The organism is Cognatundibacterium aquatile (genome assembly GCF_014699135.1).
Lineage (GTDB): Bacteria > Pseudomonadota > Gammaproteobacteria > Burkholderiales > Burkholderiaceae_D > Undibacterium > Undibacterium aquatile.
Genome location: NZ_JACOFT010000007.1, coordinates 69,278 through 95,237 on the forward strand (window position 1 = coordinate 69,278; position 25,960 = coordinate 95,237).

The 25,960-nt window shown below is 51.1% G+C and carries 28 protein-coding genes and 1 other RNA gene; 14 read left to right on the forward strand and 15 right to left on the reverse strand.

Annotated elements, in window-relative coordinates; translation table 11 throughout:
* Positions 1 to 6: 6 nt before the first annotated feature.
* From H8K26_RS16560 to lpdA, 6 genes are all read left to right on the forward strand, one after another.
* Positions 7 to 774 (forward strand): PP2C family protein-serine/threonine phosphatase, encoded by a 768-nt coding sequence (locus H8K26_RS16560; RefSeq protein WP_190480996.1) that lies wholly within the window; start codon positions 7 to 9, stop codon positions 772 to 774.
* A 65-nt stretch (positions 775 to 839) separates the two neighbouring features.
* Positions 840 to 2,543 (forward strand): serine/threonine protein kinase, encoded by a 1,704-nt coding sequence (locus tag H8K26_RS16565; RefSeq protein WP_190480998.1) that lies wholly within the window; start codon positions 840 to 842, stop codon positions 2,541 to 2,543.
* Between the two features lie 11 nt (positions 2,544 to 2,554).
* Positions 2,555 to 3,046, forward strand: a complete 492-nt coding sequence (locus H8K26_RS16570) for a TssQ family T6SS-associated lipoprotein (protein WP_190481000.1) — start codon at positions 2,555 to 2,557, stop codon at positions 3,044 to 3,046.
* A gap of 505 nt (positions 3,047 to 3,551) precedes the next feature.
* Positions 3,552 to 6,248 carry a pyruvate dehydrogenase (acetyl-transferring), homodimeric type gene (gene aceE, locus H8K26_RS16575; RefSeq protein WP_190481002.1) on the forward strand — a complete coding sequence of 899 codons (2,697 nt, stop codon included), beginning with the start codon at positions 3,552 to 3,554 and terminating at the stop codon, positions 6,246 to 6,248.
* Positions 6,249 to 6,308: 60 nt separating this feature from the next.
* Positions 6,309 to 7,649 carry a dihydrolipoyllysine-residue acetyltransferase gene (gene aceF / locus H8K26_RS16580; protein WP_190481003.1) on the forward strand — a complete coding sequence of 447 codons (1,341 nt, stop codon included), beginning with the start codon at positions 6,309 to 6,311 and terminating at the stop codon, positions 7,647 to 7,649.
* A gap of 14 nt (positions 7,650 to 7,663) precedes the next feature.
* The gene (gene lpdA / locus H8K26_RS16585; RefSeq protein ID WP_190481005.1) at positions 7,664 to 9,811 is read left to right on the forward strand and encodes a dihydrolipoyl dehydrogenase; all 2,148 of its coding nucleotides are present in this window, start codon (positions 7,664 to 7,666) and stop codon (positions 9,809 to 9,811) included.
* 156 nt (positions 9,812 to 9,967) lie between these two features.
* On the opposite strand, the gene H8K26_RS16590 is transcribed toward lpdA, so the two are convergent.
* Entirely contained in the window at positions 9,968 to 10,912 is a 945-nt protein-coding gene (locus tag H8K26_RS16590) for an aldo/keto reductase (RefSeq protein ID WP_223827094.1), read from the reverse strand.
* Positions 10,913 to 10,952: 40 nt separating this feature from the next.
* A complete protein-coding gene (locus H8K26_RS16595; protein WP_190481009.1) occupies positions 10,953 to 11,441 on the reverse strand; it encodes a MerR family transcriptional regulator in 489 nt (162 codons plus the stop codon).
* 494 nt (positions 11,442 to 11,935) lie between these two features.
* On the opposite strand from H8K26_RS16595, the gene H8K26_RS16600 reads away from it, so the two are divergent.
* The 4 genes from H8K26_RS16600 (at position 11,936) to H8K26_RS16615 (ending at position 15,472) form a co-directional block, all read left to right on the forward strand.
* The gene (locus H8K26_RS16600) at positions 11,936 to 12,316 is read left to right on the forward strand and encodes a tautomerase family protein (RefSeq protein ID WP_190481011.1); all 381 of its coding nucleotides are present in this window, start codon (positions 11,936 to 11,938) and stop codon (positions 12,314 to 12,316) included.
* A 57-nt stretch (positions 12,317 to 12,373) separates the two neighbouring features.
* Positions 12,374 to 13,348: an alpha/beta hydrolase gene (locus H8K26_RS16605; protein ID WP_223827079.1), complete on the forward strand. Its 975-nt coding sequence runs from the start codon at positions 12,374 to 12,376 to the stop codon at positions 13,346 to 13,348.
* 280 nt (positions 13,349 to 13,628) lie between these two features.
* Positions 13,629 to 14,453, forward strand: a complete 825-nt coding sequence (locus H8K26_RS16610) for a DUF2189 domain-containing protein (protein ID WP_190481013.1) — start codon at positions 13,629 to 13,631, stop codon at positions 14,451 to 14,453.
* Between the two features lie 428 nt (positions 14,454 to 14,881).
* A complete protein-coding gene (locus H8K26_RS16615) occupies positions 14,882 to 15,472 on the forward strand; it encodes a hypothetical protein (protein WP_190481015.1) in 591 nt (196 codons plus the stop codon).
* A 201-nt stretch (positions 15,473 to 15,673) separates the two neighbouring features.
* On the opposite strand, the gene H8K26_RS16620 is transcribed toward H8K26_RS16615, so the two are convergent.
* The 12 genes from H8K26_RS16620 to H8K26_RS16675 form a co-directional block, all read right to left on the reverse strand.
* Positions 15,674 to 16,024, reverse strand: coding sequence for a Mor transcription activator family protein (locus H8K26_RS16620; protein WP_190481017.1), 351 nt, complete (start codon positions 16,022 to 16,024; stop codon positions 15,674 to 15,676).
* A complete protein-coding gene (locus tag H8K26_RS16625) occupies positions 16,014 to 16,589 on the reverse strand; it encodes a gp16 family protein (RefSeq protein WP_190481019.1) in 576 nt (191 codons plus the stop codon). The genes H8K26_RS16620 and H8K26_RS16625 overlap by 11 nt, the downstream gene beginning before the upstream one ends.
* A gap of 2 nt (positions 16,590 to 16,591) precedes the next feature.
* An RNA gene (locus tag H8K26_RS16630) (hammerhead ribozyme type II) lies at positions 16,592 to 16,666 on the reverse strand.
* Between the two features lie 8 nt (positions 16,667 to 16,674).
* The gene (locus H8K26_RS16635) at positions 16,675 to 16,950 is read right to left on the reverse strand and encodes an HU family DNA-binding protein (protein WP_190481021.1); all 276 of its coding nucleotides are present in this window, start codon (positions 16,948 to 16,950) and stop codon (positions 16,675 to 16,677) included.
* Positions 16,951 to 17,082: 132 nt separating this feature from the next.
* Positions 17,083 to 17,700, reverse strand: a complete 618-nt coding sequence (locus H8K26_RS16640) for a DUF3164 family protein (RefSeq protein WP_190481023.1) — start codon at positions 17,698 to 17,700, stop codon at positions 17,083 to 17,085.
* 51 nt (positions 17,701 to 17,751) lie between these two features.
* Complete coding sequence (locus H8K26_RS16645; protein ID WP_190481024.1) at positions 17,752 to 18,408, reverse strand: hypothetical protein; 657 nt, start codon at positions 18,406 to 18,408, stop codon at positions 17,752 to 17,754.
* A 1-nt stretch (position 18,409) separates the two neighbouring features.
* Positions 18,410 to 18,652 carry a hypothetical protein gene (locus H8K26_RS16650; RefSeq protein WP_190481026.1) on the reverse strand — a complete coding sequence of 81 codons (243 nt, stop codon included), beginning with the start codon at positions 18,650 to 18,652 and terminating at the stop codon, positions 18,410 to 18,412.
* A 25-nt stretch (positions 18,653 to 18,677) separates the two neighbouring features.
* On the reverse strand, positions 18,678 to 19,925 hold the full coding sequence (locus tag H8K26_RS16655) for an ExeA family protein (RefSeq protein WP_190481028.1): 1,248 nt from the start codon (positions 19,923 to 19,925) through the stop codon (positions 18,678 to 18,680).
* 20 nt (positions 19,926 to 19,945) lie between these two features.
* Entirely contained in the window at positions 19,946 to 21,736 is a 1,791-nt protein-coding gene (locus H8K26_RS16660) for an integrase (protein ID WP_317889285.1), read from the reverse strand.
* Positions 21,737 to 21,750: 14 nt separating this feature from the next.
* The gene (locus H8K26_RS16665; RefSeq protein WP_190481030.1) at positions 21,751 to 22,734 is read right to left on the reverse strand and encodes a hypothetical protein; all 984 of its coding nucleotides are present in this window, start codon (positions 22,732 to 22,734) and stop codon (positions 21,751 to 21,753) included.
* Positions 22,735 to 22,739: 5 nt separating this feature from the next.
* Positions 22,740 to 23,045, reverse strand: a complete 306-nt coding sequence (locus H8K26_RS16670; protein ID WP_190481032.1) for an IclR family transcriptional regulator — start codon at positions 23,043 to 23,045, stop codon at positions 22,740 to 22,742.
* The gene (locus H8K26_RS16675) at positions 23,038 to 23,589 is read right to left on the reverse strand and encodes a hypothetical protein (protein ID WP_223827080.1); all 552 of its coding nucleotides are present in this window, start codon (positions 23,587 to 23,589) and stop codon (positions 23,038 to 23,040) included. Before H8K26_RS16675 ends, H8K26_RS16670 begins: the two co-directional genes overlap by 8 nt.
* A gap of 55 nt (positions 23,590 to 23,644) precedes the next feature.
* Between H8K26_RS16675 and H8K26_RS16680 the strand changes: the two genes are divergently transcribed.
* Positions 23,645 to 23,911: a hypothetical protein gene (locus tag H8K26_RS16680; RefSeq protein ID WP_190481034.1), complete on the forward strand. Its 267-nt coding sequence runs from the start codon at positions 23,645 to 23,647 to the stop codon at positions 23,909 to 23,911.
* A 15-nt stretch (positions 23,912 to 23,926) separates the two neighbouring features.
* Here the strand turns inward: H8K26_RS16680 and H8K26_RS16685 are convergent, their stop codons facing one another.
* Positions 23,927 to 24,151: a helix-turn-helix domain-containing protein gene (locus tag H8K26_RS16685; protein ID WP_190481036.1), complete on the reverse strand. Its 225-nt coding sequence runs from the start codon at positions 24,149 to 24,151 to the stop codon at positions 23,927 to 23,929.
* Between the two features lie 117 nt (positions 24,152 to 24,268).
* On the opposite strand from H8K26_RS16685, the gene H8K26_RS17835 reads away from it, so the two are divergent.
* From H8K26_RS17835 to H8K26_RS16700, 3 genes are all read left to right on the forward strand, one after another.
* Complete coding sequence (locus tag H8K26_RS17835; RefSeq protein ID WP_317889286.1) at positions 24,269 to 24,718, forward strand: helix-turn-helix domain-containing protein; 450 nt, start codon at positions 24,269 to 24,271, stop codon at positions 24,716 to 24,718.
* Positions 24,715 to 25,077, forward strand: coding sequence for a hypothetical protein (locus tag H8K26_RS16695; protein WP_190481038.1), 363 nt, complete (start codon positions 24,715 to 24,717; stop codon positions 25,075 to 25,077). Before H8K26_RS17835 ends, H8K26_RS16695 begins: the two co-directional genes overlap by 4 nt.
* A gap of 95 nt (positions 25,078 to 25,172) precedes the next feature.
* Positions 25,173 to 25,958, forward strand: a complete 786-nt coding sequence (locus H8K26_RS16700) for a hypothetical protein (protein WP_190481040.1) — start codon at positions 25,173 to 25,175, stop codon at positions 25,956 to 25,958.
* Positions 25,959 to 25,960: the final 2 nt, after the last annotated feature.

The window sequence follows — 25,960 nt, forward strand, 5'->3', positions numbered from 1 at the left end:
TGCGTGATGATGCCCATGCATCTGGATACTGCATACATTAACGCGATCGGTGACCGGCAATCGAATCAGGATGTACTTGACAGCGCGTTTGAGGATGACCTCGCCTGTTTCGTACTGGCCGATGGAACCGGCGGGCATCTGGGCGGCGAAACCGCCGCCAATCTGGTTACTGCGAGTATCATAGCCAAGTTCCGGAAAGATGCGTCGTTCAGCGCCCATGCCTTGCGCTCTTATATAGAGTCGGCGATACAGCAGGTTGGGCAAGAGAAAGCGTCCAGCGTCCGGCAGGAAAATATGAGCTCGACCATGGCAACGCTGCTGATTGATATCGCGAATCGCTGCGCCTTGTGGGCGCATCTGGGGGATACGCGGATTTATCTGCTGCGGCAGGGAAAAATACTGTCGGTCTCGAAAGATCACAGTCTGGCGCAAAGAATGGTCGACGCAGGTTATGCTGATTATGCCGCGCTACGGCAACATCCTCATCGCAACATATTATTTGCCGCGGTTGGTGCCGAGGGTGATATTGTTCCGGAAGTAACACTGGATGCCGTGGCTTTGCAAGAAGGCGATGCCTTCCTCATCTGTACGGATGGCTTCTGGGAATGGGTGCATGAAGACCAGATGGAACAGAGCTGGCTGGCAAGCCAGAGCAGTGAAGCGTGGTTGAAGCAGATGAATGCGATGGCCGAAAAAAATATCGCCAATACCGATGTCAGTCGGGATAATTTTTCAGCATTTGCCATTTGCGTCCGTGATGCCAGCGCTTTGTGATAAGACATGATCTGCCATTTTTACCCTTTGATTTTAGCTTCTAATTTTTAGCCTCTGAGTAAGCCTTGAATACAACTAAATTACTCGATAACGATGTCGCAGACGAGCACCCGGCAGGAACCGGAAATTGCCTCGCGACAGGGACTCGCCTGAATGATTTTGAAATTACCGGTGTACTCGGTCAGGGAGGGTTTGGCATCGTGTATCTGGCCTTCGATCATTCCTTGCAGCGAACCGTAGCGATCAAGGAATATATGCCGGGCGCACTTGCCGGCAGGGCAGAGGATGGCAGCGTCGTCGTTCACACTGGTCGGCACAAACCGACGTTTGATGCCGGTCTCAAGAGCTTTATCAATGAAGCACGTTTGCTGGCGCAGTTCGATCATCCGTCGCTAGTAAAAGTTTATCGCTTCTGGGAAGAAAATAAGACGGCTTACATGGTGATGCGTCACTACGATGGCGTGACGCTCAAGGAGATTGCTGCCACGCGTCCCGAACTCGTGACGGAAGCGTGGCTCAAATTTATTTTCCGGCAAATTCTGGATGCGCTGGATACTTTATACCATGCCAGAATACTGCACAGAGATGTGTCACCCGACAACATTATTGTGCAAAAAAACGGTGATGCGGTGTTGCTGGATTTTGGCTCAGCACGTCAGATTATCGGTGACATGACGCAAGGATTAACCGTTATTCTGAAACCCGGCTATGCGCCGGTCGAACAGTATGCGGATGACGATGATCTGCGTCAGGGGCCGTGGACCGATATTTATGCGTTGGCCGCTGTCATGTATTACATGATTATCAAATCCCCGCCTGTGATGTCCGTGGCACGTGTGGTAAAGGATACACTGGTGCCTTTGCAGCAAGATCCTCACCCAGGGTTCAGTACAAAATTTCTGTGTGCAGTTGATCAAGGGCTGGCGATACAGCCGCAGGACAGACCACAAACGATGGATGAATTCAGGCGCCTGCTTGGTATCAGCGCGCTTGCCTCATCCCGTAAATCGCGCAAATCCTCGTCCCAGCGCAAGGCGAGTGAAAGCGGGCGCACGGATGCCAGCAATCCGTCATCGCAAAAACTTACCACGACCACGCGTCTTGGTAAGCCGGTTGCCGCCGGTATGATTCCCGGAATGTTGCGTGAAAAACTGCAAGCGCTCCGCCAGAGTTCCACCACCCGGGCAGGACAGGCTGTTATCGGCGGTATTCTGATTTTGCTGGCAGCAGGTGTTTATTTCGCCAGTCGCCATGAGAGCGTGCAACCAGTGTCGTCAACCGTGCCGGTTGCACAGCAGCAGTCCGTTGCGTCATCGGTCGCGGCCACGGCATCCATTCCGCTTGCATCAGATATGGCCAGTAGCCCGGATCCAGAAGCGCAGGCATGGGAAAAACTGAATGGCAGTGATCATTCAGAGCCGCAAGCGATCAGCGCATTTTTGCAGCAGTATCCGAATGGTAAACATGCCGCGGCGGCGCAAGCGCGTTTGAATGAATTAACGCAGGCGGCAGAGCAGGCCAAGGCACAGAGTGCTCCGGCGGAACCTGTGATCAGCAAAGTCAATGTTAAACTTGCCGTCAAGCCGTGGGGCACAGTGTTTGTCGATGGTGTGCAAAGTGGTGCCAGCCCACCGCTGAAGAATTTAAGTCTGACCAAGGGTAAGCATAAAATCAGGATTACCAATCCAGGCTTCCCCGACTATCTGATCGAGGTTGACGCTGGTAAAAATAATGCCAGCGTCATCGAGCATGAGTTCGTTGCTAAATAAGTTTGAGTAAAATGAAGATTACATTCCGCCTTTTTCCTGTCTGCAGCCTGCTTCTCGTATGTGCCTTTTTGCCGGGATGCGAAACAGCTCCAAAGAATGTTCCGGCGCCAAAAGCGGCAGTCAAATCGAAAGAGACAAAACCTGTAGCAGCGGCTAATCCAGCAACTGAAGTCGCAGCACCAGCACCAGTGATCAGCCCTGATGTGCAGGCTTACAACGAGGGAAGCGCCTTATATAACGACGGTAATTACAACGGCGCGATCAAAAAACTCAGTGGCGCGACCGAGATCTGGAATGGTCATAATAAGGCGATACAACTCGATGCGCTGAAAACAATGGCGTTCAGCTATTGCGTAACATCCAGAACACAACTGTGTCGTCAGCAATTTGAGCGGGCCTTAAAGCTTGATCCCAACTTTGATCTGATGCCGAATGAGATTGGTCATCCGATATGGGGTCCGGTCTTTTTGAAAGCTAAAAAAACCAAAGCCCTTAAAAAATAACAGGGCGTCATGCTGCGCAGCTTTTGGTTGTACAGCTATTTTGCTGCAGTTCTACTCAAGTGTTTCTGTTATCGCGTTCGCTCATGACATCGCAGATGCTGACTTCCTCCAGCCGTCTTTCTCGCTGATATAAATTCAAAAACAGGTATAGACAAGCCGCAGCCGTGCTGCTTGTCTTTCTGTGCTTGTTTTCGCCATGTATGCCTGTAAAAGTTTCATTTCCCATTTTTGTGCACTACCTTGATCAGATAATAGACGAGAATCAGGTTTGCCGGATCGGTTTCCGGGTGCAGGAGCTGACTATTCCATGCGGTAACTTTCGTTAAAAAGCAGGCGATAAAATATGTTGCGCCGCAAACAAAATTTCACATTATAAAATTGAATATCGCTATTTGGAAAATTAAAAAACCCCTGCTAGAATGCCTGCATAAATAAAATTTCAGTTTATATTCGTCGATACGCTAACGCGCGCTCACCTCGAAAGCGCACCAACAGGAGGCCTCTTATGTCACCCCAGATAGACCAAGTTCTGGCGCAAGCCGTCAATGATCCAGATGTCATGGAAACGAATGAGTGGCTTGATGCGCTCGAATCCGTGATTGAGAATGAAGGCCCTGAGCGTGCTCATTACCTGATGGAGCGCATGGTTGATCTGGCGCGCCGCCGCGGTGCGCATATCCCGTTCTCCAGCAATACCGCTTACGTCAATACGATACCAGCTGACCAGGGCGAACATTGCCCGGGTAATCTGGAAATCGAAGAAAAACTGCGCTCGATGATGCGCTGGAACGCGATGGCGATGGTAGTGAAAGCCAATCGTCTGGATGGCGATCTGGGCGGTCATTTATCCAGCTTTGCTTCGCTGGCCAATATGCTGGGCATAGGTTTCAACCATTTCTGGCATGCGCCGACTGAAGACCACGGCGGTGACTTGTTGTACATCCAAGGTCACTCTGCGCCAGGTATTTATGCCCGCGCATTTCTGGAAGGTCGCCTGACCGAAGAACAGTTGCAGCATTTCCGCCGCGAAGTCGATGGTAAAGGTTTGTCTTCTTATCCGCATCCTAAGTTGATGCCGGGATTCTGGCAGTTCCCAACCGTATCGATGGGCTTGGGGCCATTGATGGCGATTTATCAGGCGCGTTTCCTCAAGTATCTGCATGCGCGTGGTATTGCGGATACAGAGAAACGGAAAGTCTGGGCATTCTGTGGCGATGGTGAGATGGATGAACCGGAATCCATGGGCGCGATCGGTATGGCAGGCCGTGAACAACTGAATAATCTGGTGATCGTGGTCAACTGTAACTTGCAGCGTCTGGATGGCCCTGTACGTGGCAATGGCAAAATCATTCAGGAACTGGAATCCGATTTCCGTGGCGCAGGCTGGAATGTCGTCAAAGTGATCTGGGGCAGTGGCTGGGATGAATTGCTGGCGAAAGACAAAGAAGGCATCCTGCAAAAAGTGATGATGGAAACCGTAGACGGTGAATATCAGAACTACAAAGCCAGAGATGGTGCGTATGTCCGTGCCCACTTCTTTAGCAAACATCCGAAATTGCTGGAAATGGTCAGCAAAATGTCGGATGACGATATCTGGCGTCTGACCCGCGGTGGTCATGATCCGCACAAAATTTATGCTGCTTATAAAGTGGCACAGGAAAGCACAGACAAACCAACTGTGATTCTGGCAAAGAGTATCAAAGGCTTCGGTTTTGGTAAATCCGGCGAGGCACGTAATACCGCGCACAATACCAAGAAACTCGATGATGAAGCGATCAAAGCCATGCGCGACCGCTTCCAGTTGCCGATCGCTGACGCTGATCTGCCAGCCATTCCTTTCTACAAACCAGCTGACGACACGCCGGAAATGCAATACCTGCATGCGCGTCGTAAAGCGCTGGGCGGTTATCTGCCACAACGCCGTCAGAAAGCGGATGAAGCGCTGGTTGTGCCAGCATTATCGGCATTCCAGGCAATGCTGGAGCCGACCGCTGAAGGTCGTGAAATTTCCACTACCGCTGCGTATGTCCGCGTTCTGACGACCTTACTGCGGGATGCGAGTTTGGGCCCGCGCGTCGTGCCTATCATGGTGGATGAATCACGCACTTTCGGTATGGAAGGTTTATTCCGTCAGATCGGTATTTTCAGTCAGGTTGGTCAGTTGTATGAGCCTGTCGATAAAGATCAGGTGATGTACTACCGCGAAGATAAAGCGGGTCAAATTTTGCAAGAGGGTATCAACGAAGCTGGTGGTATGAGTTCCTGGATCGCCGCAGCGACTTCCTACTCGACCAATAACCGCGTGATGATTCCGTTCTACACGTATTACTCGATGTTTGGTCTGCAGCGTATCGGCGATCTGGCGTGGGCTGCGGGCGATATGCGAGCACGTGGTTTCCTGCTTGGCGGTACAGCCGGTCGCACGACGCTGAACGGCGAAGGCTTGCAGCATGAAGATGGTCACAGCCATGTGTTGGCGTCAACGATTCCTAACTGCGTGCCTTACGATCCGACCTTTGCGCATGAAGTGGCGGTCATCATGCATGACGGCCTGCGTCGTATGGTGACGAATCAGGAAGACGTGTTCTACTACATCACGCTGATGAACGAGAACTATAGCCATCCGGGTCTGAAAGCGGGTCAGGAAGAGGGCATTATCAAAGGTCTGTACCAGTTGCAAAAATCAGCAGAAACAACCAAACATCGCGTGCAGTTGCTGGGTTCCGGCACGATCTTGCGCGAAGTGATTGCCGCTGCTGAATTGTTGCAATCTGACTGGGGCATCGCAGCCGATGTCTGGTCTGCACCTTCATTCACTTTGCTGGCGCGGGATGGTCAGGATGCTGAACGCTGGAATATGTTGCATCCGACTGAAGACGCACGTTTGCCATACATCACTCAGTGTCTGAAAGACACGACAGGTCCTATCGTGGTATCAACGGACTATATGCGTACGTTTGCTGAACAGGTACGTGCTTTCATCCCGAAAGACCGTAGCTACAAGGTCTTGGGAACTGATGGTTTCGGTCGCTCCGATTCACGTGCCAAACTGCGTGAATTCTTCGAGGTGAATCGTTACTTCGTTGTGATCGCTGCACTCAAATCGCTGGCTGACGAAGGCGCTTTGTCTGCTTCCGTGGTGGCTCAGGCAATCGCGAAATACGGCATCAACGCAGACAAACCAAATCCGGTGACTGTGTAACAGCATGAGGCAGGGTGCGCCAGGCGCACCCTACGAAAGAAACGCAAACGGAGCTAATTTATGAGCGCAATTGAAGTCAAAGTACCGGATATCGGTGATTTCAAGGAAGTGGAAGTCATTGAGCTGATGGTCAAAGTCGGCGATACCATCAAAGTCGATCAATCTCTGATCACGGTCGAATCAGACAAGGCCAGCATGGAAATCCCGTCCAGCCATGCCGGTGTGGTTAAAGAAATTAAAGTTAAAGTTGGTGATAAGGTCGCCGAAGGTTCGTTATTGGTGATCGTCGAAGCCGGTGGCGATGCGGTCGCGCCTGCAGTTGCACCAGCCCAGCCAGCTGTTGCGCCTGCGACGCCCGCCGCGCCAGTGGCCGCAGCACCTGCACCTGCACCAGTACCTGCATCCGCGCCGGTGGTTGCAGCGGCACCTGCGGTAACAGCTGCGGCACCAGTGGCGACTGCGGTTGCCGGTAAAGCGCATGCCTCACCATCGATACGCAAATTTGCGCGTGAACTCGGTGTTGATCTGAGCCGCGTTGCCGGGTCTGGCCAGAAAGGCCGGATCACGCAGGAAGATGTGCAGAACTTCGTCAAAGGCATCATGGCTGGCAGCACCGCTGTTGCTGCGGTTTCTGCTCCGGCGAAAAATGGCAGCGGCGTCGGCCTTGATGTATTGCCGTGGCCATCGCTGGATTTCAGCAAATTTGGCGCGACGACAATTTCACCTTTGTCACGCATCAAAAAACTGTCCGGCCCGAATCTGCATCGCAACTGGGTCATGATTCCGCACGTCACGCAATTTGATGAAGCCGACATCACCGGCCTCGAAGATTTCCGTAAATCGTCGAACGAAGCGATGGCAAAATCCGGCGTCAAGCTGACTATGCTGGCTTTCGTGATTAAAGCGAGTGTGGCTGCGCTGAAAAAATTCCCGGCATTTAATTCTTCGCTCGATGCTACCGGTGAAAACCTGATTCTGAAACAGTATTACAACGTTGGCTTTGCTGCTGATACGCCAAACGGTCTGGTGGTGCCTGTTGTCAAAAATGCGGATCAGAAAACCCTGTCACAAATTGCGCAGGAAATGGGTGATCTGTCGGCACAAGCACGCGAAGGCAAACTCAAACCTGCTGACATGCAAGGGGCGACGTTTACGATTTCTTCGCTCGGCGGTATTGGCGGTACGGCGTTCACGCCTATCATCAATGCACCTGAAGTGGCGATTCTGGGCTTGTCGAAATCCAGCATCAAACCGGTGTGGGACGGTAAAGCATTCCAGCCACGTCTGATGTTGCCTCTGTCGCTGTCTTACGACCACCGCGTGATCGATGGCGCGATGGCCGCGAAATTCACTGCTTATCTGGCCGATGTGTTGGCTGATCTGCGTAAAACCTTGCTGTGAGCGGAGACCAGGCTATGAGTGCTATCGAAGTTAAAGTTCCCGATATCGGCGACTTCAAAGAAGTCGAAGTGATTGAAGTGCTGGTCAAGGTCGGCGATACGATCAAGGTGGATCAGTCCTTAGTGACGGTCGAATCCGATAAAGCCAGCATGGAAATTCCTTCCAGCCAGGCTGGCGTGATCAAAGAACTGAAAGTGAAGCTGGGCGACAAAATTGCCGAAGGCAGTATTCTGCTGGTGATTGAGGCGGAAGGTGCAGTTGGAACTGCGGCAGCGAGTGCAACACCTGCGGCTCCAGCAGTTGCGGTAGCGCCAGTTGCTGCCACTCCAGCCCCGGCTGCCGTTGCCGCGCCTGCAGCTCCACCTGCACCTGCCGGACCAGTCGGCATCGTCGAAGTTAAAGTGCCGGACATCGGCGATTTCAAAGAAGTTGAAGTCATCGAAGTCATGGTCAAAGTGGGCGATACGATCAAGGTCGATCAATCATTGATTACGGTAGAGTCGGACAAAGCCAGCATGGAGATTCCTTCCAGTCACGCCGGTGTGGTCAAAGAAGTCAAAGTCAAGGTCGGTGATAAAGTCGCCGAAGGCTCGTTGTTGTTGCTGGTGGAAGCTGCGGGTTCAGCATCTGCGGCATCTGCTGCGGTCGCGCCTGCTGTTGCTGCCTCAGTTGCCGCCGCAGTTGCTTCGGCTGCTCCAGTCACTCCTGCACCGCTTGCGTCTGGCTACACAGGTCAGGTCGATATCGAGTGCGACATGATGGTACTCGGTGCCGGCCCCGGCGGTTATTCCGCTGCCTTCCGTTCTGCCGATCTCGGTATGAATACCGTGCTGGTAGAGAAATATTCGACACTCGGCGGCGTCTGTCTGAATGTCGGTTGCATTCCTTCGAAAGCGCTGCTGCACGTCGCTGCGGTCATCGACGAAACATCGCACATGGAAGCGCTGGGTGTGACATTTGCGAAACCGGCGATCGATATCGACAAGCTGCGCGGCTACAAAGAAAGCGTCATCAAAAAAATGACGACGGGCTTAGCTGGCATGGCGAAAGCACGTAAGGTCAATATCGTGCAAGGCGTCGGTCAATTCCTCAGCCCTTACCACATTGAAGTCACTGCGGCAGACGGCACGAAAAAAGTCGTGCAGTTCAAGCAGGCGATTATCGCTGCCGGTTCTTCCGTCGTGAATCTGCCGTTTGTCCCTGTTGACCCACGCATTGTCGACAGCACCGGCGCACTGGAATTACGTCAGGTGCCGAAACGCATGTTGGTGATCGGTGGCGGCATTATCGGTCTGGAAATGGCGACCGTGTATTCGACACTCGGCGCGCGCATCGATGTGGTTGAAATGATGGACGGCCTGATGCAGGGCGCGGATCGAGACATGGTCAAAGTTTGGCAGAAGCACAACGAAAAACGCTTCGATAACATCATGCTGAAAACCAAAACGGTCGGTGTGGAAGCGCTGCCGGAAGGCATCAAGGTCACGTTTGCATCTGCTATTGAAGGCGAAGCTGCACCGGCACCGCAAGTCTACGATCTGGTGTTAGTGGCTGTCGGTCGCAGCCCGAATGGTAAGAAAATCGCGGCAGACAAAGCAGGCGTTGCAGTGACAGACCGTGGCTTTATCAACGTCGACAAACAGATGCGCACCAATGTGCCGCATATTTTTGCGATTGGTGATCTGGTCGGTCAGCCTATGCTGGCGCATAAAGCCGTGCATGAAGCACATGTGGCTGCCGAAGCTGCCGCTGGTGAAAAAGCCTACTTCGACGCACAGGTGATTCCGTCGGTCGCTTACACTGATCCTGAAGTTGCATGGGTCGGTGTGACCGAAGACGAAGCCAAAGCCAAGGGCATCAAAGTCGAAAAAGGCTTGTTCCCGTGGATGGCTTCAGGCCGTGCTGTGGCGAATGGCCGCGACGAAGGTTTCACCAAATTGCTGTTTGATGCAGACACCAAACGCATCGTCGGCGGCGGTATCGTCGGTACGCATGCTGGTGACATGATAGGTGAGATTGCGCTGGCAATTGAAATGGGCGCAGATGCGGTGGATATCGGCAAAACCATCCATCCACATCCGACGCTGGGCGAATCTATCGGCATGGCAGCAGAAGTCTATAAAGGCGTTTGCACTGATTTGCCACCGCAACGCAAGAAGTAAGAGCATCCCCCGTTCTCAAGGGAACGGTACTGCATGACAAAAAACCGCGCTTCAGGGCGCGGTTTTTTTATGGCTGCTCGCTGCAGTTTAACATTCGTTGGCAATGCAGAGATTGCCTGCACCTGGTACGGGTCAACAGGTTAACAGGTCAAGCGATCAGCCGTTCAGCATTTTCATCGTTGCTGCCGGATAGCGTTCTCCGGCGACGGCTTCCGGCGGAAAAATCTGATTCAGAGCCTGTACATCGGCGGCAGACAGTGAAACGTTCAGCGCCTCCCAGTTTTGCTCCAGATAAGCCCGCCGTTTGGTTCCGGGAATCGGGATGATATGTGGGTCTTGTGCCAGTACCCAGGCGAGCGCGAGCTGCGAGGCGGTGCAGCCATAGTGTGTGGCAAGTTGTTCCACTTTCTGTACGAGTTGCAGGTTTTTATTAAAATTTTCTCCTTGAAAACGCGGGCTGGAGCGCCGGTAATCATCTTCGGAAAATTGGTCTGGACTGGTCAGCGCACCTGTCAGAAAGCCGCGTCCCAGCGGGCTATACGGCACAAAGCCAATACCGAGGCGGCGACATGCAGCGAGTACACCCTGTTCCGGATCGCGCGTCCACAAGGAATATTCGCTTTGTATTGCGGTGATCGGATGAACCCGGTGTGCGCGCTCTATGGTGGCAACGGATGGTTCCGATAATCCGATATAACGAATCTTACCTGCCTTGACCAGATCGGCCAGTGCGCCTACCGTTTCTTCTATCGGGGTATGCGGATCAATCCGGTGCTGGTAATACAGGTCGATGGTATCCGTGCCGAGACGACGCAGGCTGCCTTCGACTGCGCTACGGATATACGCTGGCGTACCATTGACGCCGCGCAGATGCGGATTGGATGGATCGCGCACGATACCGAATTTAGTCGCGATAAAGCATTGTTGGCGCTTTCCCTGTATCGCTTTTCCTATCAGTTCTTCATTGGTGTAAGGGCCGTACATATCGGCAGTGTCGAGCAAGGTGATGCCGATTTCCAGTGCGCGATGAATGGTGGCGATGGATTCGGCATCGTCGCGGTTGGCATAGAAATCGCTCATTCCCATACAACCCAGCCCCATGGCGGAGACCAGCGGGCCATTACTGCCGAGCTGGCGGGTTTTAAGAGATGCGGTTTCTGTGGCGGCTGGTGCCTGAGTCTGTTTGTGGTGCGGATGGCTGGTGCTCATGAAGGCTGTCCTTGGGGTGAATGGATGGTAAATCGATCTCAGCCCCGAAGTTCGCCTGCATATCGCTATACATGGCAATTTTCAGTTGCAGTACCGTCAGGTTGTCCTGCAAGGCTGCGATCGTCTGTTCCACGCTTTGGGTATGCTGTTCCAGCAAGGCCTTGCGTGCAGACACACTCTCTGGCGTATTGCCTTCCCTGCGCCATTCTGCATAGCGCAGCATGTCGCGTACCGGCAAACCGGTGCGCCGTAGTTTCAGCAAAAAGTCTATCCACCGGATATCTTCTTCACGGAACTGGCGGTGTGCATTACTGCGCCGCGCGACCGGATCGAGCAAACCGATCCGTTCGTAATAGCGCAGGGTATGCACACTGAGGCCGGTGGCAGCAGCGGCTTGTTGTATCGTCATGGGAGTGGTCATGGCAGGCAGTCTAGAAGTTGGAGCGCGCTCTAAGTCAAGCACATTCCTGAGAAAATATTTGAGTATGAAAGACAAGATTGCGCAGACAGAATAGCAGGATTCAATCTTATGACCCATCCTGAAACAGACAGACAGTTTTCTTGCGAAACGAAAACAAATGGCATCGTATTCCGACCCTGCGCTGACGGTTTTACCTGAGCTGATACAGCACTTGTCAGCATTTTTGCAGCGCCTGTCCCGCCACTGATTCTGCCCATGCCATTTTTTGCCTTCAATATACTCCCCCTGGTATGTTTAAAGCCCCTTTGTTTATAAGGACATCAGAGGTGTTTTTTATAAAATAGGGGGGAGTATCCACAATTGCTGCTTTCAGCGGGTGAATACTGGCCCATTCACCTGAGGTGGTTTTGCTGATGTTGTACTATTGTCTTTTCATGATGGCATTCATTGCTCCCTTGTCTGATTTAACCTGTCTGTGATTGAAAGGAATCTCCATGCCCTTGGTGACATTGACGGTGCGCCGTCCTAAAACTGCTGCATTTAAAGACACGGTACTTAACAGTATTCATGCGGCGCTGGTCGCCACCGGCGTGCCGCAGGATGATGTATTCCAGCGCGTGCTGGAACTCGATGCCGAAGATTTTCGCTTTCATGCGCGCTATCCCGATGCAGTAACTGATCGCGATGAGAATTTCATTCTGATCGACATTCTGTGGTCGGCCGGACGCAGCGTCAAAGTAAAAAAAGCCTTACTCACAGACCTGATGCAAAAGTTGCAGGCGCAGGGTTTTAATCCGGAAAATGTGATGCTGGTATTTAAAGAAACCAGCTGGGAAAACTGGTCTTTTTCCGGTGGGCGATTGCTGCATACCTGAACCCTGAATCCTAAACCCTGAATTCTGTAAGCTTGTTCGTGAAACTGAGGCAACCCTATGAAAAAAATGTGGCAGATGTGTAGTGCGCTGATGGTATCGATTGCCGTGTTCTGTGCGTCGCCAGCGCAAGCCGACAGCACAGAACGTGGCATTTCCCTGGCAACGGCCAATGACGAAATACAGGGCAGTTTATTGCAGCCGGAAGGCAGCGCAAAAGTGCCGGTCGTGCTGATCATCGCGGGCTCTGGCCCGACGAATCGCAATGGCAACAGTGCAGGATCATCCGGCAATAACAATAGTCTGAAAATGCTGGCAGAGGGATTGGCCAATCAGGGCTATGCGTCGGTGCGATTTGATAAGCGCGGCGTGGGCGACAGCGCCGCTGTGGCAAAGATGGAATCGGCTATACGCTTTGAAACGTATGTTGACGATGCCGCGGCGTGGCTGAAGATGCTGAAAGCGGATACGCGTTTTTCTGATGTGGTGGTGCTGGGGCATAGCGAAGGTTCGCTGATTGCGATGCTCGCCGCGCAGCAAGTGCCAGTCAGCGCGCTGGTATCGGTTGCGGGCGCTGGCAGCAATTTAGCGGATGTGTTGCGCCAGCAATTGTATGGCAAATTACCACCCGATCTGGTGAAGCCGAATGAAGACATTTTGCAGGCATTGCAGGCAGGGAAAACCACCGCCAGCGTGCCGCCTGCGCTGCAGTTTCTGTATCGCGAAAGTGTGCAGCCATACCTGATTTCCCTGTACCGCTATACGCCGCTGCAAGAAATTCGCAAACTCACGATGCCGGTACTGATTCTGCAAGGCGATACCGATATCCAGGTTGATCGCCGTCAGGCCGAGGCATTGAAAGCCGCAAAACCAGACGCAGAACTCCACATCATCAGCGGCATGAATCATGTCTTGAAAATGGTGCCGGCCGATGCAAAGAATCATATGGCCTCGTATTCTGATCCCACGCTGCCGATTTCACCTGAGCTGATACGTCATTTGTCGGCATTTTTGCAGCAACTGCCACGTCACTGATGCTGCTGGATCGATTTTTGGTCTCAAATATACTCCCACCAGTATATTTTAAAGCCCTTTGTTTATAAGGACATCAGGGCTGTTTTTATCAATACATGGGGGAGTATCCATTAATGCCGCATCTTCCGCATTGCTGACGCGGTAGTTATGCCGCACTGCACCTAAAGTCCTTACCGTTTTCGCGTCGGCGGTCATTGCCAATGGCTGTTTTGTTGTCATAGTATGAATGTATTGATCCAGATCAAGATGGACAATCCACTACAAAAACGACGGAGACAGCATGGCAGACCAGACTCAGGGACGAGGTGGTGACAGCGCGCCACCCGACATTACCACCATCATCGATACCGCATCACCCTTTCCACCTATCCGCCGCATAGCCATGTTTCGCCCGTTCACCTGGCTGCGGCTGGGCTGGGACGATTTCCGCGAATCCGGCAGCGCCAGTATTTTTTACGGCATCTGTTTTGCCGCGATGGGGCTGATACTCAATCTCGTGCTCAGTCATGCGCCGCAATATGTGTCTGCACTCAGTTGTGGTTTTTTACTAATCGGGCCCTTGCTGGCGCTGGGTTTGTATGACATCAGCCGTCGTATAGAAAACGTGCGTTCCGGTTTGCTCGGCAGTGTATTTTCCATGCGTGGTCGCTGGAGCAATATCGGCGTGCTGGCACTTGTGCTGGCAGTGATACTGATGGTCTGGGCACGCGCTTCGCTGGTGATTTTTGCGCTGTTCTATAACAAGGGCATGCCCACCATGCATGGCTTTCTGACGCAGTTATTTTCACTGAATAATCTGGAATTTCTATTGGTCTATGCCTGCATTGGTTTCATCTTTGCGAGTATCGTTTTCGCGATCAGCTGGGTCTCGATTCCTATGATGCTCGACCGCGACAGCGACGCTATCACTTCGATGATTATCAGTTGCGTTGCGCTGTTTATCAATGTGCCGGCAACCATGGTCTGGGCGCTGATCATCGTCAGCTTTGTGGTACTCGGCTTCATGACCTGGAGCCTGGGTTTCATTATCGCCATGCCAGTAATTGGCCATGCGACCTGGCATGCGTATAAAGAAGTGGTGGGGAATGCGGCTGACCGGCGCTGATTTGATGCTGGCCGACATCGTATTCCCAAAAGGCGGAGCCGCAACAGGTTTCGCTTTTTTTATGCCTGTAATGCCAGTAACGCGCAAAAATGGCTGCTGGAGCACAAAATATACTCCCTAGGGTATATTTTAAAGCCCTTTATTTCTAAGGAGATAAAGGCATTTTTGCCACATACTCCCCTTAAAATGCCAATTTAAGAGAAAAATACAGTCAGTGCAGGATGCGTCATACGCGCCAAATCAGGTAAGGTTGATGTTCGTCGGCTGGCAGTAAGCACCCCGCATAAGATGCGCAATCATCATGTGCGACGTCGCCAGATTTCAGCCTGAGAGGCGAATGAACAGGCGAGTGGATTTGATTGATGAGAGTGGTGCGTATGACGCACCCTAAGGAGTACGTACGCTACGCTTGCTAGAAAAGGAAAGTCATGAACGTATTAAAGCCATGGTTGCCATTGATTACCATCGTCGGCTTAGGTAGCGTGATAGCCTGCTACTTTATGAGTGATCACTATCTCCGGTTTACGGAGGAAGTACAACTGGCGAGCGGAGAGCTTATCGCGGTTGACCGTAAGTTTAAAACGGAAGCACTTGGTGAAATTGGTGGGCCAGGAGGATGGGATGCCAAGTTTAACAGCATGGTCATCATCAGACCGCTTCGCGACGGTAATCCGCCAATCTGGCAATCAGAGATTGGCTTGATTCCCATCTTGTTTGATCAGGATACAGGGACCAAAGAATGGTTTGTCGTGACTACTTTTTACATGTGTGACGCATGGAGAAAAATAGGAAAACCGAAACTGCCGTATGCCGAATTCCGGTTGCGTAACGGACAGTGGCAACAGGTTGATTTGTCGCCGCAACATATAGGGAGGCCTGCAAATATTCTGACAAGAATTAGTAATAAAGCTGAGCTGGCTTATCACACAATTAATACCAAAATAGAGCGTATGAGTGTTCAAGGGATGTCGCCCGAATACGCAAAAATTGTTGCTGAATCATCGTTCTGTAAAAATTAATGCAGCGTTTAATTTAACCAATAATTCAGGAGTCATTATGGCTACAACTGTAGTTGTCTGAGAGGGAATGATATAAATACCCAAGAATTACTGAGATAAATGGGAAGAGATGGGATGATACGGGAAGAAATGGAACGGTAAAATAAAAAAAAGTTACAGACTGGGAAAAGAGATGCGGGTCCGATTGAGACCCGCTTTTTATTACAGGAACATATCTGTTTGGCGCTTAGCGGTTTCTTCTTTTTGGACAGTTTTAACTATCTTATATATCCACTGCAGGGAAACGTGGTGCTTCCTCGCCAGCTCGCTGTGATTGATTCCATTGAATTCGTTGTAAATTGCTTGGTCACGCTGAGACAGCTTATATGAAAGCCCCATGGGGAAATATATATTCTGTCCGCCCCAGTGACCAGCCATACGATCCGCAATCTCTCGGCCGAGCTGCTCCGCTTGCTCTTTGTCTAGTTTTGCAAGCTCTATCAGAGTGACTGCCACGTGTTGCGCCAGATCGATAAGTAATTCTGGCCCTTTGCTACGGAACTCATTTGCCATTTGTTACCTCCTCAATTTGCTTTAATTTTTGCAACATCTGTGCCGAAACCTGTTTAGTGATGTTGGTCGTTTGAAACCATTCTTTAGACAGCATGTGTATGTCCGACGTTGTTAAAAGCCCTTGACTGCACAATTGGAACGCCATCTTTTTAATCTTCTTCTCATCACGCCACCGCCACTGCTTGAGTTTCTCTATCGTCTTCTGAGCTGTTTCAACAGTGAGCCACTGAAGTGCTGCAACTCCGGTTTCACGTTTTACCCAGGCGGATAGAGCCCTTTCACTTGGGTCCTGAACATATCCGAGCCCAGCCAACTCAAGCCAAAGACCTCGCAGCATTTTTGCCTGTTCGCTGTCGGCCTGTGGTCGATCTTTTGTTTTGGAACGCACTTTAAAGCCCGAACGTTTCAGGTGATCCAATACCTTTTTCAGTTCTGGAACACTCATCTTGGTAGTAGAGTTCGGCAATTCCAAACCAGTCAACATCGATCGATAGACATCATCGTCCAGTCCCAGTTGGGATTTCGCGATATGAATCAGTTGTATGTATTGCGTACGATTTTTCATTTAATTGGCTGCTCATCAGTACCAGACAACCACGCCTGGCAGACCAAACCGAGGATTAACTCGGTCTGGTTTCGCTTAAGTCGCTTTATTTGTTAACCAGGTCTTTGAACGACTTGGCCGGGCTAAATTTCGGCGCACGTTTCGCTGGAATTTCAATGTCTTCACCCGTTTTAGGATTACGACCTGTACGCGCTGCGCGGTCGGTTGCGCTGAATTTCCCAAGCTCGGTAATAGTGATTTCACTACCAGCGCGCACGGCGTCTTTAACGGCTAATACCAGTGCTGTGAGGACTGCTTCCGCTTGTGTTTTGGTGACATCTGCTGATTCGGCGAGGTGTTTAACGAGTTCTGCTTTGTTCATGATTGCTCCGTAAAAATTGAATTATGAGAAATGACCCGTACGTGGGTCAGTCGGCACACTCACACTGGGAAAGGTTACCTATGCATGTGCTGTCGCCGTTACCCGCCACCTGCGACTGGGCGCGCACCACAACTAAACTGAGGCGAAATCCATGCTGATTGCGTCGTACTGATCTGTGCCATCACGCCGTTGATAGAAGCGCACGTATTGTTTGCTGCCGACGACCTGGACAGATTCGCCTATGGCAACCATCGCGCGCTGCCAGCGTTCGTCTTGTATGTCAAGACGGCGCAGGCCAAGAATGCGCCCGTGGTTCAGATTGCCTTCTTTGTCTGTTTTGAAGGCGTCTTGCACCAGGACTTGAATCTCAGGGCTGGAGCCTTGGCTCCATTCCTTGATGCATTCGTCGATCAGCTCTTTAGCAGCTTGCAGGCGTTCGTCAAACTGGATGTTTTCAGAGACGGCGAATTGCACTTTGTATTTGCCATCAAACGAAAACAGCGTCACATTGCCTTTTTTGCCGCCAAGCTTGACGTCGTATTGTTCGACGCTCAGATCGATAAAGGCATTGATGTTGTTGAATGTGGCTGTCTTAAAGTCGGCAAGCGTCTTATTGACTGCGGCAGCTTTATTGATCAGTTCACGTACCAGCGTGTCACGTTCACGGTCTATCGGTTTAATTAAGGCTTCTGGTATCAGGCGGCCTTGCGCGTCTTGCTGGTATCCAGCCGGGATGGTTTGGTTTGTCATGGTTTCTCCTGTTAAATATCAGTAGGGCCGATAGGAATACGGCGTGGTTTTTCAGATGCTGGTGTTACTGGCCGTGGTTTCTGTGGTGCCTGGTTCTGGGGTTGAAATACATTCATGCTGTGGCTTTCTTTTTAAAAACTGATCAAGGTGCTGGCGGGTGCTGGCTGGCATTGCTGTACGTGGCTGTTCTGCAATTGCCTGGATAGCTGCCGGTACGCCGACCGTAGTGGTTTGAGGGCGATGATTTCCTGTGCCCGCATGGCCTGCGCGTTGCTGCTCAGTGCGAGTTTCTGCTTGTGCCTCTGTTTTGCTGGCATAGCCGGTGATGACTTCCAACAAATAGCCGTGACTGTTTAAGGGCAGACGCAGACCGGTATTGCTGTGGGCGCGTTGCACTACTTCTTCAAAGCCCTGACGCCAGTAGTCAGCCGGTGCAGGCCAGATGCGGCCACTACGTTGAATAGTCGCTGGGGCGATCAGTGCGACCAGTTCATTCGCCAAACTAGCAACGCGCTCATAACGCATCGCTGTTTTTGCTGGCGCAAATAAGCCGATGTAAGCCAGCATGGGACGCAGTAATTTGCGGCCTTCCGCGTGTACATTGACCAGTGCAAGCATGGTGTCACGGACGCCCTGGTGCGCAAAAACGACATCCCAGCTCAATGGGTTGCGGCAGACTGGGCAGTCAAATGTAGGCAAACTCGACATCTCAGTTGCCTCCAACCTCAAGCATTTCGACACGCAAATCGGAGCGTTTCATAAGTAACTCGCGGCGTTTTTTTTCTACGTCGATCTGATTCGCCTTTAAATCGTCCACATAGTCACCCAGTGCACGGTATTGGCAATCAATGCGCCATATCTGGAATGCTTTTGTGATGCGTTTTACGCCGTTTCTCACTACGACACGCAAGACATGGTTGTTCACAGGTCCATTTATTTTTGCGATTTTCATACCATCTCCTATTTGTGACAGTTGCTTAGGCGCGTACTGCAGCAGCAATTAAGTCGCCAGTGATTCTGCTGGCACCGATCTTCACTGCCTCATTCATCGCACCGGCCACCAGGTTGTTCACCGCCAGCGGATAGCACAGCGATTTCGTTTTGACAGCGCGGTTACCACGCGAACCTTCAGTTTCAGAGCGACGCAGACGATTACGGATTTCATCAACCGCACTGATGTCAAAGATCGCATCAAAGTTGGCATCGACTCTGGCAAATTTGTGGCGCAGATAGGCTTCAACTTGATTGTCCAAAGGCAGCAGCTTCACCGTCTCGCAGCGCTGCACCACCTCGCGCACCTCTGGGTTGCTCTCGCTGAGCTTCCATTCCAGTTCGGTCTGGCCGATTAAAATGATCGCAAGCAGTTTCTTGAAACCTTCTTGCAGCTCAAAAAAACGCTTTAAGTGTTTCAACGTTGGGATAGGTAAACCATGTGCCTCTTCAATTATCAGCACATGCTGACGCCCAGTCTGAGCAGAGGCACGAAGCAAGTCATGCATCTGCTTAGCACGGGCTTCACCACCACGACGTGGCTTGGCATTCGGGTCGATGGTAGTAATGATGGCGGCCGCAATATCGATAGACTTGATCATCTTGCCCTTAGCATCGTTGTCTTCCAAACCCAGCACGTAAGGCTCAATCACTGTGATCGGTTCATGGTTCACATTGATCCATTCAATCAGGTCATGGCGCAAGGTGGATTTGCCGGCACCGGATTCACCGGTAATTGCCGTTATGCCGCCGTGCTTTGCGGTCTGACGTATTGCGGCGCGCACATAACGGATGTCGTCCGACAAAAATACGTCGGCATCACTCGTCATTTCATCAGTGAAAGGGTCACGTGGAATCTTGAACTTACGGCGGGCATCGGCAGTTAATGTGTGTTTTCGTAGTAGCATATCGACGGGCTCCTTTTCGTTTGTGGATGGGTGTTCTTCCGAAACAGTGCTTGTCTTGGCGGATGACACTGCTTCGGATTCTTCGGGTTTTTCTTCTTTAAACAGATTGCGGATGTGGCCGTTGTTGGCACCATGGGCGAACAAAAATGCCTTCACTTGCGAAGTGATGATTTCCCGCTCGGTAGTGCGTGGCCAGTCATCGTGGTTCACGATTTGCGCCAGCGTGGCCTGGCTCATCGGGCGGCCATTGGCCATCAAGACTTTGGCGGCCAGTGCAGACTGCGGCAATCGCAGTTCAACCAGGACGCGTTTCAATTTCAGTGCCATGTTTCATCTTCCTTATCGATTTAAACTGCCCGCAGGCCACCGGCTGCTCGTTTCGGTGCTGACTGGGCGGGATTGATAAACTGATCGATGAGCGCGTCGATCTGGTCTTCGGGAACACCATCTGCATAACGTGCTTGCAGAAAAGCGTTTTCTTCTTCACTGAGATTGCGTTTGATAGCAGCCGCAATCCGTAACATCGCTGCAATGGCGGACAACTTCGGCACCTCAATTCGCAAATGTGCTGGTGCTTCGATTTCATCTCCTTGCTTCGGTATGAAGGTCGGCATTTCCACTTTTTGCAAATAGGAATGTGCATCCAGCTTGTTTGCAAACGGCGTCGCTTTACGGTTGCGCGCCGCCTTCACTTCATCTTTATCCATGTCCGGATAGGCCATTGCATCCATATCCTTCGCGGCATGCTCAATCGCGGTATCTGGCATCGCCTTGTACTCTTCGCCGATCACGCTACCTGACAGAGATTGACCGAAACGGTCATAGTTGCGATCTGGTTCTATCCGATAAGTCAGCATTTCGCCGTCATAGCGCGGTGCCTGAATCTGGATCGCACAGTCGCCATACACCAGCGGCCGCACTTGCACCTTGTCGCCAACATTCACGCCATCCAGATCACGCAGGCTGTAAAGCATTGACCGTTCTGAGTCCGGATGTTTGAAATCAATGGTCAGGTTTGGCTTCACCTTACGTTCTTGTTCTCGCGCCACCATCAGCGCCCGACATACCTCTATCGCTGGCAACAGACGCAGTTGCGCTGCCGTCACCAATTGCCACAGGTCATAACGCGATATCGGTTGCACCAAACCATCACGGCGCAGACGCGTATCCTGTCCAGGTATCAGATTTGCGTTATAGGCATTCGCCCAGGCGAAGGCGCGTTCGTTCAGTTCGCGGATATCTGTCACCGGCTCAAAGCGCAAGCGAGATTCAAACTGCGTCTCAACGATGTTATTGCCGTTCTCCACACCGCCTTTAGCGCGTGAATTGCCGGCTTCATGCTCCAGTGGCGTCACTTCCAGATGTACAAGCAAGTTCTTGATTGCCGCACTGGTATTGGCCGTACCCTTATCCCACAACACAAACTTTGGGACGCCATGAAAAAGACGGCCAGGTGTCACACTCCAGCAAAACATCAGGAAATCAAACAAACTGTGCTGGTTTTCGACCAAAGCCTCGACATACCACGGCACCAGCAAGCCACTGGCGCGGTCATACATCACATACCGGTACACCTTGAATTTCACTTTGGCGTAGTTCTCCAGCTTGTTCTTGTAAAACTCGCGGTCGCGCATCATGTGCTGCTTACCGTTCATGTAATAGATCAGGCACAAAGAAGGATCGACCTCATGTACGTGATTCGGATGTAAAGCACGTAGCGACTGCACTGGCGATGCATTGCGCTGAGCAGCGACATTCAGCTTCCGATCGCGGATCAGCTTGTTTAGGTGCCCATTGCTGACATTAAAGGCGACCCCGTTTTGCTCCAGCATGCCGCGCGCCGTGGTGGTGAACAGTGTTTGCTTGCCGTTGTCGCGGATAGCCTCTCGCTGTACCGCACCCAAGATCGTTAAGGCTTCTGCTGCCACACTGGTCTTGCCCTTGTCAGCACGCGCCTTGCGCGCTGGCCCCCAGCCGCAAGCCGATTTCAACTTGCGGTAAATGGTTTGCTGCGACCAGCCCAGAAAGCCCTGGGCTGCATCCATAATCGGACCGCGATCGCCATGGCCGGCGGCGTCCAGCTTCCTGGCTAACTCACTCAGGTAATCGCGGATGTCCGGGCTGATAGAAGTATTCACCTGGCTCTCCCGGTTCAGGCAGCCAGCAATTGTTGGCGGGCTTCGTCGATATAGCCGCCAAAACGTAAGCGCAACTCGTGCTGTGCATTGGCTACCAGCGTCGCCGTGCGCTCCACGGCATCGGACAAGTGCAGCAACACCGTCAGCACCTCCGTTGGCATGGCTGCTGCGTTCTCCGGGTCGTAATCTGGCTGCTGCGCCAGTTCGCTATTCGTCCAGGCATCCAACGCTTCCACCGCTTGCAGATGGCGGGCGACGGCTTCGTCGATGATGGATTGACGTTGGGTGATTTCTTCCTTGAACGGAGCCACACGTTCATCCCAGGACGAAGTGCGCAGTTGCAGCTTTTCCAGGCTAGTCTGCACTTGATCAAGCTTTTTATTCTTCTCGGTTAAGACTTTTTCAGTCGCCTTTTGGTCGGCTTCCAGGTCGGCTACCTTGCTGATCAATGCTTCTTTTTCTTTGGCGTGTTTGGTAACCAGTGACTCAGCCAGATCGATGAAGGCTTCCTTGTCGCCAGATTTCGCGACTTCCAGTAAAGCTGTTTTTTCGTCGTCAGGCAGCTTGCGATATTGACGCATTTCGCGATAGCCTATGCCCATGCGGGACATGCTTTCTAGCGCGTCTTCGCCGAAAGATTTAAGGTTTGCAATATCGAGATCAACTTTTTCGCGCGATACACCCAACAAGCCACAGAACTCATCCCACGTACCGGAAAACTGGTAACCGTTACCAGTCTGTTTTCCGCTAAGTGCTTGATATAGCTTGTTTTCTTTGACGTAAGCTAATTTTGAAGTGGTAACCGTTACCGAAAACTTAGCAAACGCATCGGCCATCTGCGCTTGCCCGAGCAACTGATTGACCAGATCGCGGTCGTTTGAATAACCCTGAGTAATAACAGCCAAATCAGACGCAATTTCTACATGCTCCTGATGCGCGGCTGGAATACCAGCGTCAATTTTTACGTCTGCTGCTTGTGCTTTTGGTGTACGTGCCATTTTCTTTATCCTCTTGAGTAACGGTTTTTCAATTCAGCCATGCGGCTCTCTGTACGATTCACATGATCAAAATGGGCAATAGCGATCTGAATGAACTTCGGACCCAGCCGCCAATGGCCAGTGCGCTCATCTTGTTCACCCATGCCTGCGGTTTTCAAATTTTCTAAATCGCGTTTAATAACTGGTGCTTTTTCATTGAGCGACTTAGCAATAGACGTGAGAGACAAACCGTCAAATTCATTGCCAGCCAAGACGCGAACCACTGCAAGTAAGCGCTGTTGCCCCGCGTTGGTGTAGTTAGTTTTAGTCATGCGATTCCTCTCCGAAATTGAATTCAGGAGCGCCGTGTTTTTGCACGTTCGCATGATGAAATGCCACTTGTTGCAAATGGTTGGTCAACGCCTCACTGGTTGCAGCCACGTCAGCTTTGCCGGCGTAAAATTGGGTGAGCAATTCCAGGGCTGAAGCAAAACCACTATGCAAACCGATCACATCAGCATCCTGCAGTTGTCGTCCGCTTGGAATGGTGATCAGCATCTTTCCGGACGATGCAGCCAACCAGCGAGTGACATAATCGATCCCGCATGCTGCTTCGTAACTACGAATCAAAACTGCCGGCATGCGTCCGTTTTCCAGCCATTTATATAGAGACCAGTGATCAGCCAATCCCATCAGCTCAGCAATCCGTTCGATCGAACGGTTGTGGCGGCTACGCGCATACTCCTTGCACCACTCCAATGCCTGGCGCAAATTACTGGCTTGCAGGGCATTCCAATTTCGCCTTTTTTTTGTATTCATTGATCTTCCTTCAGCTTTTTGGCTTTCCAAACAAATAACTGTTTTGGTACTATTCAATGTCGGTTAGTTAATCTAACCTTCAGCCCTTATTCATTCAGGTGATGAGGCAGAAATGGCAGACATTGATTTTCATGAATTGGCTGGTCGCATTGAAGGGACGACCCGCGCATTGCTCTTGCTGGTGGCAAAGCTGGAATGCACTGCTGCCTTTGATGGTTCACGCTATACAGATGATTTGCGTAACGTGGCACGTGGTTTGCAAATGCAAACAGAGCATCAGGGCGCAACGCAACGTACGTTGAATGAGATAGCTCTTTCGTTAGAGCTGGATAGGCAGCACCAAGTACAGCGCGATCCAGCGGAGATCCAAAGCGGCTAGTATTCATGGCTTGCCTCAGGCAGCAACAAGTTGACGATTGACTTCGCCATCTTTGAGACCAAGCTCAACTGCGATGTTGTGGCAATCGCCGCGCAGGCATTTGCGTTTCGGATTGATGTCATCGTCGTTGATGATCTCAATCACCATATTTGGACTGTAGCCACGTTGTTTGGCCCAGGCTGTGTAAGAAAGCCCTTTGCGGGCGAACTCTTTGCGGATTGCATCGCGTGTTTTAGACATGGCATTGCGTCCTTGTTTGTGTGCGCTTGTTTGACAGAACAAGCATTGTTTTGAACTGGTGAGAATCATTATAGTAACTAAATAGTTACCTGTAAATGATTATTTGGAGATTTATTTGTGACTATTGGCGAAAGATTGAAGGAAGAGCGTGAGCGTCTTGACTTCACGCAACCAGCGTTTGCCGGACTCGCTGAGACCACGAAAAAAAGCCAGATTGATTATGAGAAAGATTTAACCCAACCTAAGGCGGGCTATTTGGCTGCGATAGCCAAAGTTGGTGCAGATGTTCAATACATCGTGACTGGAGAGCGCAGAGGTAGCGGCCTCGGCGAGGCGGCAGTGCATCAAGCTGTGATCGATGCTGTTGACCTGCTGTCGCTGGATAAAAAGGTGGATGCCAGTCAGTTAGCCAAAGCCGTCGTTAAGCTTTGTGCAAAGTCAGGTGCTGCGTCAACAACACCGCCGCAACAGCATTTTGAAGGTGGTCAGCAGATATTTCATCAAGCACCTACTGGTGAATTTGCAGCACGGGACATCATTAAAGGAAAGGCAAGTAAAGGGAAATGACGACGCAAGAATTCAAAGGGCCAGTTGATAATGTCGCGGGGCGAGATATTAATATTTACCCACCAACTGAGCCTGTCGAAATAGACCCGTCTGTCAGCCGATACTGCTCACAATGCGATGGAGTCACGTGGCGCTATACCCGACATTGCATACATTGTGGTTTTGATCAATTCGTGCACGATGCAGACGTCAATGCGGCCAGACTTCAAAAATTTAAGATAAAACTTGGTATGGGGCTTGCTGTAATTGGTTTTTCATTAGCGACACTCGGTAATTATCTTCCTCAAAAAATGCGTGTGTGGACGCTGTCGATAGGTGGACTTTGTCTTTTAGCAGCAATGGGTATCGTAAAAAATTAGTCAGGCAAAAGTATAAATTTGTGAAGATGCAATGCCTCACGACCAAAAGGCTGCATCAGTCAGTTTTTGCGGTGTCAAGAAAAAATAAGGTAAGCATGAATCAAGAGTTTAAAGGGACTGTCGACAACGTGGCTGGTCGTGATATCCATGTACAAGACAAGTCCACCAGTAACAGTAATGTCATCAATCTGAACCTGAATGGTGTAAATGCACAAAGTACTCAGCCCTTATCGGGTGAGCCGATCACTTGGCAACAAGCTGAAGAAATTCGCGAACTGGTGAACTACATCGCTGAAAGATCGAAACTCGACAAAATTGAAGTGTACCGTAAATTTTCAGCACACTTTGATGGCATTAAATATGTCGAGTTGCCGAGAGAACGTTACCGTGAAGCAGCTAAATGGTTAGGGGATTGGGCAGAACGTCTGTTGCCGCCGGCCAACCCGCAGCAATCAAACTCGGGTTCATCTATTGCACCGAAAGAACCACTTAAAACAAGCACCATGCAGCAAATTAGTAAACCTTGCTTGCATTGTGCAGAGACCAATAAAACAATCGCTACCTCGCATCGCATCCTCTTTGTTGTTTCAATTATCGCTGTTGCTGCCATGTTAGTAGTTGCATATCTGCTCCACAAAAATCATGCGTTGGCAGACTCACTGGATATCGCTGAGGCACATTCGAAGCAATGTGAGTTCGATAGTAAAACGTATTCTGTTGGCAGCTCGCTTGTTAGAAAAGATCAAGAAACGATAGAGTGTGTGATCGATAGCAATGGAGCTACGCCAAAATGGATTATCAACAAACCAAAGATTGAAAAAAAATATATCCCAAAAAGAAAACACACAGACAGCTTTAGCGAACAGCCTGACGCGTATTGAGG